Below are 15357 nucleotides of genomic sequence, written 5' to 3' on the forward strand. Positions count from 1 at the left end.
AGCACCGTGCTGATCAGGACAGCGACCGCCGCCGAGGTGGCCGAGCCCGCCGACCTCGCACCGCCCGACCCGGTCGTCTCGGTCGGCCGCGAGGCGTACCTGGCGGAGGTGGCGGCGGGCCGGATGCGTCCCGAGTGGACCTGGTACGCGCTCGACGGGTCCCGGGTCGTCGCGCGCGCCCTGTGGTGGGGGCGCGAGGACAGCGACCGCCCGCTGACCCTCGACTGCCTGCACGTGCTGCCCGGCGTGCCCGACCGGGTCGCGCTCGCCACCGAGCTGCTGGAGCGCGCGCACGCTGAGTTCGGCACCAGGCCCGAGTACCGGGTGATCCGCGGCAGCGGGCTCGGCGACCCCGCCGTGGCCGACGCCGTGTCCTGGCGCGCCGCCGCGGCACGGGCGGCCGGGCTGACCGACGTCGTCGAACGGCTGCGCTACGAGTGGACTCCCGAGGCGGGCGTGCCCGCGCCGTCGCGGCGGCTCGTCTTCCGCCCGGCTCCGGACGACGAGTTCCTCGCGCTGTTCCGCCGCGCCGCGGTCGGCAGCCTCGACGTGGCCACCCGGCGCGACCTCGAGACCATGGACGCGGACGAGCAGGCCCAGGCCGATCTGGAGTTCTACCTGTCGTGCCCCGGTGAGCGGTCGTGGTGGCGGGTCGCGACCACGCCGGAGGGGGACCCGGTCGGGTTCGCCGTCCCGTCCGCCACGCCGTACCACCGCAACGTCGGCTACCTCGGCGTGCTGCCGGAACGGCGCGGGCAGGGCTACGTCGACGACCTCCTCGGCGAGATCACCCGCGTGCACGCCGACGGGGGAGCCGAGCGGATCACGGCCACCACGGACGTGCCGAACAAGCCGATGGCGGCGGCGTTCGACCGCGCCGGCTACTCGGTGACGGAGGTCAGGACGGTCTTCACCGCCCCGTCGCGCTGAGCCGCCTGCGCCGGACGGCCTCGGCGAGCGCCTGCCGGTCGAGCTTGCCCGAGGGGGTGAACGGCAGCGCGGCCACCGCCTCGAACCGGTGCGGCAGCATGTGCTCCGGCAGCATCGCCGCGGCGGCCGCGCGCAACTCGTCCGCCGCCGGGATGGCCGCGGTGTCCACCGGCACGAAGAACGCGAGCAGCACCCGGCTGTCCGCGGTCGCGCCGTCGACGAGCACCGCGACCTCGCGCACGCCGGGGTGCTGCCGCAGCACGCTCTCGACCTCGCCCAGCTCGATCCGGAACCCGCGCAGCTTCACCTGCTGGTCCCCGCGGCCGAGGAACTCGAGCTCGCCGTCCGGCAACCGCCGCGCGAGGTCGCCGGACCGGTACCCCACGCCGTCCTCGGTCGCGCGGAAGCGTTCGGCGGTCAGCTCGGGGCGGTTGAGGTAGCCGCGCGCGACACCGGCGCCGTGCACCCAGATCTCGCCGGGCTCGCCCGGCGGCACGGGCCGGCCGTCCTCGTCGCGCAGCACGATCCGCAGGTGCGGCAGCTCGCGGCCGATCGGGGACACCACGGTGCCGTGCAGGTCGGCGGGGCCGAGCACCTTGAACGTGGCGTGCACGGTGGTCTCGGTGATGCCGTACAGGTTGACCACCACGGGCGGCACGGGGCAGCGTTCGAGGAACGCGGCCACGACGTCGAGCTGGACGCTCTCGCCGGCGAACAGGACGTGCCGCAGCCCCAGTTCGGGCGCGCCCTGCTCGGCGTGGACGTGGGCGAGCTGGGTGAACACCGACGGCACCATGCTCAGCACCGTGACCCCGGCGGTGCGCAGCAGGGCGAGCAGCTCGTGCGGCGAGCGGGCGGCGCCGGAGCCCACCACGACCGCCGTCGCGCCGGTCGACCAGGCGGCCCACAGCTCGAACACGGAGACGTCGAAGCCCGCCGAGTGGAAGAGCGACCACCGGTCGTCCGGGCCAGCGCCGAGCAGCGGTGTCGTGGCGGCCACGAGCGCGAGCACGTTGCCGTGCGTGACCTGGCAGCCCTTGGGCAGCCCGGTCGACCCGGAGGTGTAGATGACGTAGGCGACGTCCTCCCGCGCCGGAGCGCCACCGGGATCGGTGGTGGAGCGGCGGGACAGGTCGACGCCGCGCAGCCCGGCGGAGACCTCGGGCGGGAGCGCGGCCAGGTCGCCGACGACGAGACCGATGGACGCGTCGTCGACCATGTGCCGCAGCCGTGCGGCGGGGTAGCCGGGGTCGAGCGGGACGTAGACCGCGCCCAGCTTGAGGACCGCGAGGACGGCGATCGGAACGCGGGCGGTGCGTTCGAGCACGAGACCGACCATCGTGCCGTGCCCGACGCCCTCGTCGCGCAGCGCGGCGGCCAGGCCGGTCGCGGCGTCGTCGACCTCGGCGTAGGTGAGCGCGGTGCCGCCGTCGACGAGGGCGGTCCTGTCCGGCGTGTGGCGGGCGACCTCGGCGAACGCGCCGGGCAGCGACTCGGTCATGTCCCCTCACCTCCGAGCAGGGCGGCGATCTCCTCGTCGGACAACCGGTCGAGCGCCGCGACGGCGGCGTCGACCTCCGGGTCCCGCGGCCGGGCGAGCTCGGCGCGCACGAGGGCGGCGAGCTCCTCGACCGTCGTGCCGGCTCTCAGCACGTCCTCGACGCCGACCCGCACGCCGAACGCCGCCTCCGCCCGCGCCACGATCCTGGCCGCCTGCAGCGAGTGCCCGCCCAGGTCGAGGAACGCGGCGGTCACCGAGACCTCCGGCAGCCCGATCACCTCGCCCCAGATGGCGGCGAGCGTCGTCTCGACCTCGTCCCTCGGGGCGACGAACGCGGGCGGTTCGGGGGCCTCCAGCGACACGAGCTCGAACGGCGCGGGCACCGCCGCCCAGTGGTAGGTGAGCGGAATCGCCGTGCCGGGCAGCTCCGCCGACAGGAACGACCGCAGCACCCCGTCGGGAACGGGATCGCCCTCGGGGGTGAGCTCGGCCCTCGTCCCGTTGCCCGCCACCCTCGCCCCGGCCACCGCCGGGTGCTCCCGCAGCAGCGCGGCGACCCGCTCGGGCGGCACGAGCCCGGACGGCGGGGGCAGCGGCCGGTCGTCCCCGCGGCCCACGGCGGCGAGCACCGCTGCGAGGTCGTCGCGCACCCCGGCCACCGTGGCGTCGCCGAGCAGGTCGGCGGCGTGGACGGTGTGGCCCCGCAGCGAACCGTCGGCGTGCTCGGTGAGGGTGATCGACAGCTCGAACTGCGCGCCGGGGCTCGGCAGCTCGAACGGCTCGGCGGCGAGGCCGTCCGCCGGCCAGTCCGCGAACGGCAGGTTCTGCACCGCCAGGCAGACGCGCACGAGCGGTGCGCGGGGACCCGGCGGGTCGAGCAGCTCGGCGGTCTCGACGATCCGCTCGAACGGCAGGTGCTGGTGCGCGTAGGCCGCGAGACAGGCCGCGCGCACCCGCCCGAGCAGCTCGGCGAAGTCCGGGTCGCCCGAGACGTCGATCCTGATCGGCAGCGTGGTGACGAACAGGCCGACGGCGTCCGCGGTGGCGGCGTCGCGGCGTGCGGCCGGTGTCCCCACGACGACGTCGGTCTGCCCGGTCCGGTGCGCGAGCACCAGGGCCAGCGCGGAGAGCAGCACCATGAACGGGGTCGCCTGGTGGCGTTCGGCGAGGGCGCGGACGGCGGTGGCCTGCGCGGCGGCGACGGTCAGCGGGCCGGACGAACCGCGCCAGCTCCGCTGCGGTCCCGGCGCGCGGTCCAGCGGCAGCGCGACCGCGCACGCCCCGTGCAGCGCCTTGCGCCAGAAATCCTCGTCGCCCTCGGCCGGCCGTGGCCCGCCGGGGAGGGAGGTGTCCGGTGGCACGGGCTCGCCCGTGGCGTAGGCCCGGCCGACCTGGCCGAGCAGGACGGCGAGCGACCAGCCGTCGACCGCGATGTGGTGGACCGCGACCCCCAGCGTCCACTCGTCCTCCGACCGCACCAGCACGGCGTGCAGGAGCGGGCCGGTCGCGAGGTCGAAACCCCGTGCGGCCAGCTCCGCGAGGGCGGTGCCGGGGTCGCCGTGCACGACGGGCAGCGGCACCGGCTGCCCGGGCCGCGCGGTGGCGCGCAGGGACTCGCGGTCGGGCGTGAACGTCGTGTGCAGCACCGGGAGCGCACCCAGCACGGCGGTGACGGCCGCGCGCAGCCGCTCGACGTCGAGCTCGCCGCGCAGCCGGACTCCGCCGACGACGGTGTACGCGGGCCCCGCGCCCATCCGGTCGAGCAGCCACAGCCATTCCTGTCGCCCGGTGGCGAGCCCGTCGGCGTCGTCCCGGGCGGGCGCCGGTGCCGGCGCGGTGCGCGACCAGGTGCCGAGGTCGCGCGGGGTCAGGTCGCCGAGCAGCTCGGTCAGCTCCGGCGCCGTTCCGAACGCGTCCCGCAGCCCCGCGGCCACCTGCACCGCCCGCACCGAGTCGAGGCCGAGACCGGTCAGGGGGACGTCCGCGCGCAGCGCGCCGGGATCCACCCGCAGCACGCGGGACAGCACCTCGGCCACGGCGGGAACGAGGTCGCCGGACGGCGGGCAGGGCGGGAGAACCGCCGGTGCGAGCGCGTCGAACCCGCCCGCCGCCCACAGCTCCCGGCAGCGGCTCCTGCGCACCTTGCCGCTGCTCGTCCTCGGCACCTTGCCCGGCCGCACCAGCAGCACCTCGTGCGGTGCGGTGCCGTGCTCGGAGGTGACGGCGGCGGCCACCGCGGCGGTCACGGCGGGCGCGTCCTCGGCCGCGAAGCCGCGGACCACCTCGTGCACGAGCACGACCCGTTCCGCGCCGGCCACGTCCACCGAGAACGCCGCCGACCGGCCGGGAGCGAGGGCGGGGTGCGCCGACTCGCCGGTGACCTCCAGGTCGTGCGGGGAGAGGTTGCGCCCGCCGACGATCACCAGGTCCTTGGCGCGGCCGGTGACGAAGAGGTCGCCGCCGGACCGGAAGCCGAGGTCCCCGGTCCGCAGGTACTCGCCCGGCAGCCCGGCGACGGGGGCGGGGAAGCTCTCGTCCCGGCCCCAGTACCCGGCCGCCACGGTCGGCCCGCCGACGAGGATCTCGCCCACCCGGCCGTCCTCGCACGGCCGGCCCGACTCGGGATCGGCGACGACGACCCGGTCCTGCCCCAGCGGCGACCCGCACCCGGTGACCCGCGTCGACGGCGTGGACCCGGTCGCCGCGCGGGCGGTGCCCGCCTCCAGCGCGGCGCGGTCGAGCGTGAGGACCCGCGCGCCCGCCCGCCGCCCGCCGGTGACGAACAGCGTCGCCTCCGCCAGGCCGTAGCACGGGTGGAAGGCCGAACGCCGGAAACCGCTGGGGGCGAAGCGTTCCGCGAACTCGTCCAACGTGGACGGGCGGATCGGCTCGGCGCCGATCATCGCGTGCTCCCAGCACGACAGGTCCAGCGCGGCCGCCGCCTCCGCGGAGATCCGCCGGGCGCACTCCAGGTACCCGAAGTCCGGTGCCACCGAGAAGCTCGCCCGGTACCGGCTGATCGCGTCGAGCCAGCGCACCGGGTCGCGCAGGAACGACATCGGCGCCATCAGCACCCCGGTGAAGCCGCTGTGCAACGGCTGCAGGATGCCGCCGATCAGCCCCATGTCGTGGTAGGGCGGCAGCCAGCTGACCGACCGGCTGCCGGGGTGCGCGCCGATCGCCGAGGCGATGACCGCCGAGTTGTGGACCAGGTTGTCGTGCCGCACCATCACGCCCTTCGGCGTGCCGGTCGAGCCGGAGGTGTACTGCAGCAACGCCAGCGCGTCCGGCCGGGGTCCCCGCCAGGACTCGTCCGCCGGCGCGGGCGGCACGGCCGCGGCGTCCAGCCACACCGGCACCGCCGCGGCGAGCGCGGGATGGCCCTCGGTGACCGCGCGGATGACGGCCGCGTCGCCGACGGCGACGGCGACCCGCGCGTCGGTGGCGACCGCGAGCACCGCGCCCCCGCCCCGCCGCGCGGTGGGCGGGTACTGCGGCACGGCGACGAGACCGGCGTAGAGGCAGCCCAGGAACGCGGTCACGTACGCCCGGCCCGGTGGCAGCAGGATCAGCACCCGGTCGCCGTCGACGGCGTGCTCGCGCAACGCGGACGCGACCGCGCGCGCCTCGCGGTCCAGTTCGGCGTCGGTCACCGCGGCCGGCTCGCCGTCGGCGAACACCAGCGCCTCGCGGCCGGGAGTGGCCGCCGCGCGCTCGCGCAGGACGTCCACCAGCGTGTGCCCGGCACCGGGGTTCGGCACGGTGCTCACCCCCGCAGCGCCGCGGCGGTCCCGGCGCACGCCGAGACGAACGCGCCGAACAGGGCGGTGTCGTCCGACATCTCGGGATGCCACTGCACGCCCATCACGAACCTCCTGCCGGGGTCCTCCGCCGCCTCGACCACCCCGTCGGGAGCGTGCCCGGTGGCCACCAGACCGGGCCCGGTCTCGGCGACGGCCTGGTGGTGGTGGGAGTTGAGCACCGCGCGCGGCCCGTAGATGCCGCGTGCCCTGCTGCCCTCGGTGAACGTCACCTCGTGCGTGGCGAACTCACCGGACGCCGGACTGTGCCCGTCGTGCCCGACGACGTCGGGCAGGTGCTGGTGCAGCGAGCCGCCGTAGGCGAGCGCGAGCAGCTGCAGGCCCCGGCAGATGCCCAGCACCGGCAGGTCCGCGTCCAGCGCGGCCCGCAGCAGGAGCAGTTCCGCGCGGTCGCGAAGGGCGTGGGGCGGTTCCGCCTCGGGGTGCGGCCGCTGCCCGAAGAGCCGCGCGTCGATGTCCGCGCCCCCGGTGAGCACCAGCCCGTCGAGCCGGCTCAGCACGTCGGTGTCGGTGTCGTCGGGAGGCAGCACGACGGCACGGCCGCCGGCGGCGGTCACGTTGTGCACGTAGTACTGGTGCACGACCACGGCGTCGGTGTCCCACATGTTCCAGCGCGCCCGTTCGCGGTACGCGGCGATGCCGATGACCGGGCGGGTCATCGCGCCGCCACGAACGACGACGCGGCCGCCCGGTACCGCAGCGGCAGCGCGGTCGCCACCACCTCGCGGGCGCGTTCGGTCAGGTGGTCGTGCCGGGCCGAGCGCTGCCCGTCGTGCGCCCAGCGGCGCCGCAGCTCTGCCGTGCGCGCGGCCAGGGCGGCCGGCGGCTCGGTGCCGGTGACCGCGGTGGCGAAGACGTCCGCCAGCTCCGGGACGTCCACACCGGACAGTCCGTGGTAGGTCGCCTCGTTCAGCCCGATGCGGACACCCCGGCCGGGGAAGCCGGGCAGTCCCTCCATGTAGTTCACGACCAGGCCCGCCGCGGCGAGCCGGTCGCTCGCCAGCGGTGCGGGCACGCCGTCGCTCTCGGTGTCGAGCCACAGCTGGTGCCCGGCCGTGTAGCCGCGGTCGGCGGCGGCGAGGGTGAGCCCGCGCTCGCTCAGCGCCGCCGCGAAGTCCTTGGTGTTGGCGAGGATCGCGGCGGCGTAGCCGGGACCGAACTCGGCGAACTCCAGCAGCGCGATGCCGAGGCTGATCACGGCGGCCAGGTGGTGGCTGCTGATCAGGTAGTCCTGCGTCTCCCGGATGCGCGCGTCGATCCCGGGGTCGTTGGTCAGCAGCACGGCCTTCTGCGGGCCGGGGAACGTCTTGTGCGTCGAGCCGCCGAAGCTGTCCGCGCCGAGGTCGAGCGGGTTGGGGTGCACGCCGCCGAGCACGAAGCCCATCCAGTGGCTCGCGTCCACGTGCACGACCGTCTCCGGTGACGCCGCCCGGACCGTCCGGACGAGCTCGGCCACGTCGACGGGGAACAGGCAGTGCGACTGGTCGACGTACACGAGCGTCGGGCGGACCCGCCGCAGCAGGACGGTCGCCGCCTCCCAGTCGATGTCGTGCGGCGTGGGCCCGGTGAGGAACTCCACCCGCAGGCCGAGCCGCGCCGCGACGCTGGGCGTCGCGTAGTGGCCGCCGTTGCCCGGCCCGATCGTCACGACCGTCGACCCCGGCGGACCGCCGAGCGTGCCCAGCGCGAGCGTCATCCCGTTCAGCCCGCTCAACGGCCGGACCGACACGTGGGAGGCCTTCCCCAGCCGTTGCAGCAGCGGGATGGTCACCTTCATCTCGATGTCGCGCAGCCCCTGCGCGCCGCGGAAGGTCCAGCGGTCGGGTGCGCCGCTCTCGTTGAAGAAGTACCGGTGGTAGGAGTCGAGCACCAGCGGCACCTTCGCGAGCCCCGACAGCACGTTCTCCGACGGCACGAGGTTGAGCGTCCGGTGCGCGCGCTCCTCGTGCCCGGCCAGCAGGTCCAGCACGTCGTCGAGCGTCGGAACGGCGTCAGTCATCGCGACCTTCTTCCTTGACCGGTGGCTGCGCCCGGCGCGCCCTGGCGGCGGCCACCGCGACCTGTCCGAGGCTGATCCCGCCGTCGTTGGGGGGAACGAGGCGGTGGCAGTGCGCCCGCAGACCGGCGGAGCGCAGCGCGAGCAGCGTGTTGACCGCGAGGAACTCGTTGAGGAACACCCCGCCAGAGAGCACGACCTCGTCGACGCCCGCCCGTTCGCTCTCGGCGACGCACAGGTCCCGCACGAGCGCCACCACGCCGGAGTGCACCCGGCGGCTGATCCACGCCGGGTCCGCTCCGGCCGCGAGGTCCCCGGCCATCGCCCTGACGAGCGGCCGCGGGTCGAACTCCGTCACGCCGGGCGCCGGTGTGCCGAGCGCGAACGGGTACGGCGGCGCCATCGTGAGATCGCGCTCCAGCAGGCCTTCCAGCTCGATCGGCCCCTGCGCCTCGTACTCGGCGAGGGCGCAGACGCCGAGCAGCGCCGCCACCCCGTCGAAGAACCGTCCCGTGCTGGACACCGGCGGGCTGTTGATCCCGCGCCGCACCATGGTCGTGTAGACGTGGCGGCGTTGCGGGTCGAGCGCGGCGAGCGCGGGGAAGGCGGCCGCCGCCGCGGTGTCGTCGCCGCCGAACGCGTCCAGGGCGAGCACCCACGCCGTGCGGACCGGTTCCCGCACCGCCTGGTCGCCGCCCGGCAGCGGGATCGGCCGCAGGTGCGCGACCCGGCGGAAGCCGGTGAAATCGCCGAGGAACAGCTCGGCGCCCCAGATCGTGCCGTCCGGCCCGTAGCCCGCGCCGTCGAGCAGCACCCCGAGCACCGGGCCGGTCAGCTGGTTCTCCGCCATGCACGACGCCATGTGCGCGTGGTGGTGCTGGACGGGGTCCAGCACGCCGTCGGCCGCGCGCGCCGCCAGGTGCGACCGGAACGACGGGTGCATGTCGCAGGCGGCCAGCGCCGGGTCCAGGCCGTACAACGCGCACAGGTGCCGCACGGCGTCCTGGTGCGCGGCGAACACCTCGTCGTTCTTCAGGTCGCCGATGTGCTGGCTCAGGTACGCGTCCGTGCCGGAGGCCACCGCGACCGTGGTCTTGAGCTCGGCTCCGTAGGCCACCACCGGCTGCGGCACCTCGTCGATCCGCACCGGGTACGGGGCGTAGCCGCGGCCGCGCCGGAAGAAGGTGACGAGCGGCTCCGGCAGCCGCGGGTGCTCGGTCAGCCGGACCACCGAGTCGTCGACCCGCACCTGGATGTCCCGGTCGTTCACCAGCACCAGGTCCGCGATGGTGGTGAGGTGGCGCAGCGCGTCGGCGTTGCGGTGCGCGATCGGCAGCCCCGAGACGTTGCCGCTCGTCATCACGAGCACGTCGAGACCGGAGTGGTCCAGCAGCAGGTGGTGCAGCGCGGCGGAGGGCAGCATGACGCCGACGTTCGGGTTGCGCGGCGCGACGATCTCCGGCAGCGCGCCGGGAACCTTGCGCAGCAGCACGATCGGCCGCGGCGGCGACTCCAGCAGCCCGGCCTCGGCACCGCTGACCCGCGCGATCCGGCCGACCGCCGCCAGATCGCCGGTCATGACCGCGAAAGGCTTGGAGTCACGGCGTTTCCGCTCGCGCAGCAACGCCACGGCCGCCGCGTCGCGCGCGTTGACCGCCAGGTGGAACCCGCCGACGCTCTTGACCGCGACGATCTTCCCCGCGGCGAGCGCCGCCGCCGTCGCCGTCAGCGCGGCGGGTCCCGTGCCGACCACGGCGCCGGTGGTGTCGTGCAGCGCGAGCTGCGGGCCGCAGGCGGGGCAGGCGTTGGGCTGCGCGTGGTAGCGGCGGTCGAGCGGGTCCGCGTACTCGGCCGCGCAGTCCGCGCACATCGCGAAGTCCGCCATGGTCGTGTTCGGCCGGTCGTACGGCAGGCTCGTGATGATCGAGTACCGCGGCCCGCAGTTGGTGCAGTTGGTGAACGGGTAGTCGTGCCGCCGGTCGGCGGGGTCCCGCACCTCGCGCAGGCAGTCGGCGCAGACGTGCGAGTCCGGTGCGACGTAGGTGCTCGCCGCCGCCCCGCGCCGGCTCTCCAGGATCCGGAACGCGGTGTGCTCCTGCGGCGGCGCGGAGGGCTCGACGACCCGCACGGCCGTGACCTTGGCGAGTGGCGGTGCCTCGTCGCGCAGCGCCCGCGTGAAGTCGTCGAGGACCTCCCGCGGACCGCAGACCTCGGTGAGCACGCCCTGGGAGTCGTTGAGCACCCAGCCCGTCAGCCGCAGCCGGACGGCCAGCGTGTAGACGAACGGCCGGTAGCCCACGCCCTGCACGACGCCCTCGACACGGAGCTGCCGGAACGCCGGCTCGCCGGAGTGCGCTCCGGTGGGCTGCTCGGAATCGGTGGTCGCGGTCATGGGAGCGTCAACACAGCCGCGGCAGTTCGGCCCCCCGCAGCTCCGCGAGGCGGTTGACGACCCCGGCGGGGTCTGTGAGCTCCACCGCGGGCTCGCCGGCGAGCACCTCGCCGACGACGGTCGCGCGGCGGCCGTACTCGTGGGCCCGCAACGAGGTGAGCACCTCCTCGACGGACTCGGGCGCGACGAAGAGCGCGAGGCAGCCCTCGTTCGCGGCGTGGATCGGGTCGATCCCGAGCATGTCCGCGGCCATCCTGGTCTCGTGGTCGACCGGCAGCGCGTCCCGCTCGACCCGGATGGTGCACCGCAGTGCCGCGCTGTACTCGTGCAGCACCGCCGCGAGCCCGCCGCGGGTCACGTCCCGCATCGACCGCACGGCCTCGGCGGGCACCGCGTCGCGCAGCGCGGCGATCATGCTGTTGAGCGGGGCGCAGTCGCTGAGCACGTTGCGCTCGAACCCCAGGCCCTCGCGCACCGACAGCAGGTGCACGGTGTGGTTGCCGATCGGGCCGGAGACGATCAGCCGGTCGCCCGGCCGCACGTCCGCCATCCGCAGCGGCGCGCGGTGGAAGGCGCCGATCCCGGTGGTGTTGAGGAAGATCTGGTCCGCCTCGCCCTTGCCGACGACCTTCGTGTCCCCGGCGACGATCTTGACGCCCGCCTCCCGCGCCGTGTCCCGCACGGACTCGACGACCCGGCGCAGCTTCGCGAGCGGCAGCCCGGCCTCGAGGATCATCGCGAGCGTGAGGTACAGCGGTTGCGCACCGGACACGGCGAGGTCGTTCACCGTGCCGCACACCGAGATCTTGCCGATGTCGCCGTTGCCGAAGAACGGGGGGTCGACCACGAACGAGTCGGTCGTCATCGCGATCCTGCCCGACGGCACCGGCAGCGTCGCGCTGTCCTCCATCTGTCCGATGTGGACGTCGCCGAGGATCTCCACGACGAGCTCGACGAGCTCGCGGCTCAGCGCCGCGCCCGTTCCGTGGTCGAGGACGACGTGCCCGGCCTGCCCGGTCTGCTCCGCGGTCACGGGACCACGAACTCCTTCCGGGGCAGCGACCCGGTCTCGTCGATGAGGCCGAGGATCTCGCTCGACGGGGCGACCATCGCGCAGTAGCCGTCGAGCCACTGCAGCGCCCGGGCCGTGTCCTCCTGCCGCGCCGAGATGACGCAGTCGCTCGGGACCCACACGTTGTACTCGCGGAAGAACGCGTCGGCCGCGGTCGTCTGGACGCAGATCTGGGTCTGCATCCCGGTGACGACCACCGTGTCCACGCCGAGCTCCTGCAACCGCTCGTGCAGGTCGGTCTCGTAGAAGCCGCTGTCCTTGTGCTTCTCCACCAGCACGTCGCCCTCGCCGAGGAACTCGGGCAGCACGGCGGCGCCGGGCGAGCCCTTCTGCACGGGCAGGAAACCGTCGTACCGCTCGGCGATCGGGTCGTCCGGCAGGTTGATCAGCTGCAGGTGCACCACGACGTGGCCGCGCTCCCGCATCTGCGCGAGGAACCCGGCGTACGCCGGCGTGGCGTTCGCCACCGCGGTCCTGCGCTCCTCGTTCTTGTTGACGAGGTCACCCTGGAGATCGTTGGTGAGTACCGCGATCCTGCTCATGCCAACTCCTCGATGCTGATGGTGTCCGGGCGGCCGGGAGCGCGCGACACCCGAACCGTGTCACGCGCGGAGGTCCCGGCCCTAGTCGGGAGAACCCCCGACTGCGCTGGTCGCGGGGACCGCCCCGGCCCCGGGGTCGGCCGCGAGCTCGCCGAGGACGCCGGAGAACCCGGCCGCGAGCGCGGCGATCCTGGTGGGGGAGAACAGGTCCTCGCGGTAGATCCACACGCACCTCGGCCCGTCCGCGCCGTGCCGCAGCCGGACGCTGAGCGGGCGGTGGGCGTAGGGGTAGCGGGGGAGCAGGGGGGCCACCGCCAGCTCGCCGAGCGCGGGCTCCGCGGTGATCTCCGGTTCGGTGGTGAACTGCACGCGGAAGAGCCGGGAGAGCAGGCCCGGATCCTCGAGGTGGGGTTCGAGCAGGTGCGGCGGGAGCTCGTGGTGCGCGAAGGCCTCCGAGGTGACCCGTTCGGCCTGGCGCAGCAGGTCCGCGAACGACGGGTCGCCGGACAGGTCGAGCCGGATGACGACGTCGTTGGAGAAGTCGGCGACGAGCTCCTGCACCCTCGAATCGTCCCGAAAGGACACCGGCGCGCGCACGCAGAGGTCGCGATCGCCCGTCCAGCGCGCGAGCAACGTCGCGAAGGCCGTGAGCGCCACGGAGTTCAGCGTGATCCGGAAATCGGTCGCGAGCCGGGTGACGGCGTCGAACGTCACCGCGGGCACCTCGAACTCCGCGGACGTCCCCGGCGCCCACGGCGTGTCCGCCGCGGTGAGGTCGCTCGGCAGGGTCAGCGGCCGCGCCCCGCGCAGCCGGTCGGTCCAGTAGCCGATCAGCTCCTCCGCCCGCGGCCCGGCGAGCAGGGCGTGGTGGTGGCGGGCGAAGTCGGCGAACTGCACCGGCAGCGCGGGCAGCGCGGCGGCACGTCCGGCGTAGCAGGCGAAGGCGTCCCTGGCGAGCACGTCGACCGAACGCCGGTCCCCGACGAGGTGGTGCAGGACGAGCAGGACCGCGTGGTCGTCGGCGGCGAACCGCAGCACGACCACCCTGGCCGGCACCTCGTGCTCCAGGTCGAAACCCCGGTCCGCCTCGGCGCGGACGACGTCCTGGTAGTGCTCCGGCGCGGCGTCGCGCACCTCGACCGGGGGTGCCGCGCCGGGTGTCACGACCTGCTCGAGCCCGCCGGTGCCCGCGCGGTAGGTGCTGCGCAGCGTCTCGTGCCGGGCGGCCACGTCGGCGAACGCCCGCCGCAGCCGGCCGACGTCGAGCGGGCCGCGCACCCGCACGCCCCCGAGGATGAGCGGGGCGGGGCGGTCGGGCGAGAGGCGGTCCCACACGCCCTGTTGCAGCGGCGAGGCGGGGAAGTGCTGGACGCCGGGCCCGCGCGGAGCCGCCTGCAGCACGGGCGCCGCCGCGGACCGCGCCTGCGCCAGCCGCGCGGCGACGCGCCGGGCGACCGCCTCGACGGTGAAGTCGGCGTAGAGGTCAGCCGCCACGGAGATCTCGACGTCGAACACCTCGGCGAGCCGGGTGGCGATGCGGACGGCCGCGAGCGACTGGCCCCCGCGGTCGAAGAAGTTGTCGAGCGCGCCGAACGGGCCTTCGCCGAGCACGTCCTGCCAGATCCCGGCCACCGCCGCCTCGAGCGGGGTGCGCGGTTCCACGTACTCGGCCGGCGTCGCCGTGACGGCGAGGGTGTCGGGGGTGGGCGGGCCACCGGCCGGCGACCTCGGCGCCGGCGGGGACGCGGGCAGCAGCGCGGAGATCTTCGCGTCCGGCTCCGCGCAGGCCCCGTCCAGGAAGGTCGCCAGGGCACCGGCGAGCCAGGCGCCGTCGGCCCGCGCGGCCGGGTGGCACTCGACGGTGCCGGTGAACGCCCGGCCGTCGGGACGCAGGTCGAGGACGACGTCCGCCTTCGCGACCGGCGCGGGCGGCGGCAGCAGCTCGAACGTGAGGTCCGCGACCGGCCAGGCCGACGGGCGCGGTTCCTGGAGCACGATCATGGCGCCGGAGCAGATCCGGTCGGCGCCGGGCTCCCCGTGCCGGCGCAGCAGGCCCGCCACCTGCTCGATCGGCAGCTCCTGGTGGTCGAACGCCTCCAGCGCGCGGGTGCGGACGTGCGCCAGCAGCTCCGCTGCGGTCGGGTCGCCCGAGAGGTCGACGCGGATCGGCACGGCGTTGACGAAGTAGCCGACGACCCCGGCGAGCTCCGGCCGCCCGCGTCCCTCGACCGGCGAGACCACGGTGACGTCGGACCGGTCGTGGCAGCGGCCCAGCACGGCCGCGAAACACGCGGTCAAGGCCATGAACGGGGTGGCGCCGTGCGCGGCCGCCAGCCGGTGCACCCGGTCGTCGAGCCGCACGTCGGCCGCCACGGCGGTGACGGGACCGGTCGCCGGCCGGGCGGGTTCGAGCGGTCGTGCGCCCTGCAACCGGGCCGACCAGTGCTCGGTCAGCCGCCGCAGCCGGTCGCCGGACAGGCGCCGCCGGTGCCACACCGCGTAGTCGGCGTACTGGACGGGCAGCTCGGGCAGCTCCGCCTCGGCGCCGCGGTGCTCCGCCTCGTAGACGCGGGTCAGGTCGGCGAGCAGGACGGCCGACGAGACGCCGTCGGTGATGATGTGGTGCATCACCAGCACCGCGACGTGCTCCCGTTCGGACAGCCGCAGCACGTGGGCGCGCACCAGCGGGCCGGTCGCGAGGTCGAACGGGCGGGCGAGCAGCCCGGCCACCACGCCGTCGAGCTCGTCGCGGCCGATCTCGCGCAGGCCCGGTGGCGGTGGCCGGTGCGGCTGGACCACCTGCACGAGCTCGTCGCCGTCGAGGCGGAAGACCGTGCGCAGGGACTCGTGCCGGTCGGCGAGGACCTCCCACGCCCGGCGCAGCGCGGCGAGCCGCAGGTCGCCGGTGATCCGGACCAGCGCGGTGACGTGGTACGCCGCACCGGCCCCGGTGACCTCGCTGTGCACCCACAGGCTCTGCTGCGCGAGCGACGCGGGAACTGTGAACGGCTCGGTACCCACCGACACGGCCTCCCTCGGAACGTGTTTTCCCAGCGCAATGCTCCCCAGCGCGCGCGTGAGCGCGTATCGGGACTTCTCCCGA

Annotated in this window: 9 protein-coding genes; 1 reads left to right on the top strand and 8 read right to left on the bottom strand. The window is 75.2% G+C overall.

What is annotated here, in order from left to right; translation table 11 throughout:
- Positions 1-6 precede the first annotated feature (6 nt).
- Positions 7-930: a GNAT family N-acetyltransferase gene (locus ACFWGZ_RS02810; RefSeq protein WP_382449729.1), complete on the top strand. Its 924-nt coding sequence runs from the start codon at positions 7-9 to the stop codon at positions 928-930.
- Here ACFWGZ_RS02810 and ACFWGZ_RS02815 read toward each other — a convergent pair.
- The 8 genes from ACFWGZ_RS02815 to ACFWGZ_RS02850 all read right to left on the bottom strand — a co-directional run bounded on the left by ACFWGZ_RS02815 (position 911) and on the right by ACFWGZ_RS02850 (position 15275).
- Complete coding sequence (locus tag ACFWGZ_RS02815) at positions 911-2431, bottom strand: amino acid adenylation domain-containing protein (protein ID WP_382449730.1); 1521 nt, start codon at positions 2429-2431, stop codon at positions 911-913. The genes ACFWGZ_RS02810 and ACFWGZ_RS02815 overlap by 20 nt on opposite strands.
- The gene (locus tag ACFWGZ_RS02820) at positions 2428-6201 is read right to left on the bottom strand and encodes an AMP-binding protein (protein ID WP_382449731.1); all 3774 of its coding nucleotides are present in this window, start codon (positions 6199-6201) and stop codon (positions 2428-2430) included. Before ACFWGZ_RS02820 ends, ACFWGZ_RS02815 begins: the two co-directional genes overlap by 4 nt.
- The gene (locus tag ACFWGZ_RS02825; RefSeq protein WP_382449732.1) at positions 6198-6911 is read right to left on the bottom strand and encodes a gamma-glutamyl-gamma-aminobutyrate hydrolase family protein; all 714 of its coding nucleotides are present in this window, start codon (positions 6909-6911) and stop codon (positions 6198-6200) included. Before ACFWGZ_RS02825 ends, ACFWGZ_RS02820 begins: the two co-directional genes overlap by 4 nt.
- Entirely contained in the window at positions 6908-8251 is a 1344-nt protein-coding gene (locus ACFWGZ_RS02830; RefSeq protein ID WP_382449733.1) for a hypothetical protein, read from the bottom strand. The genes ACFWGZ_RS02825 and ACFWGZ_RS02830 overlap by 4 nt, the downstream gene beginning before the upstream one ends.
- Complete coding sequence (gene hypF / locus ACFWGZ_RS02835) at positions 8244-10640, bottom strand: carbamoyltransferase HypF (RefSeq protein WP_382449734.1); 2397 nt, start codon at positions 10638-10640, stop codon at positions 8244-8246. Before hypF ends, ACFWGZ_RS02830 begins: the two co-directional genes overlap by 8 nt.
- A 7-nt stretch (positions 10641-10647) precedes the next feature.
- Entirely contained in the window at positions 10648-11673 is a 1026-nt protein-coding gene (hypE, locus tag ACFWGZ_RS02840; RefSeq protein WP_382449735.1) for a hydrogenase expression/formation protein HypE, read from the bottom strand.
- Positions 11670-12254, bottom strand: a complete 585-nt coding sequence (locus tag ACFWGZ_RS02845) for an isochorismatase family cysteine hydrolase (protein WP_382449736.1) — start codon at positions 12252-12254, stop codon at positions 11670-11672. Before ACFWGZ_RS02845 ends, hypE begins: the two co-directional genes overlap by 4 nt.
- 81 nt (positions 12255-12335) lie before the next feature.
- A complete protein-coding gene (locus ACFWGZ_RS02850; RefSeq protein ID WP_382449737.1) occupies positions 12336-15275 on the bottom strand; it encodes a condensation domain-containing protein in 2940 nt (979 codons plus the stop codon).
- Positions 15276-15357: the final 82 nt, after the last annotated feature.

The sequence above is a fragment of the Lentzea sp. NPDC060358 genome (assembly GCF_042725365.1).
GTDB lineage: Bacteria > Actinomycetota > Actinomycetes > Mycobacteriales > Pseudonocardiaceae > Lentzea.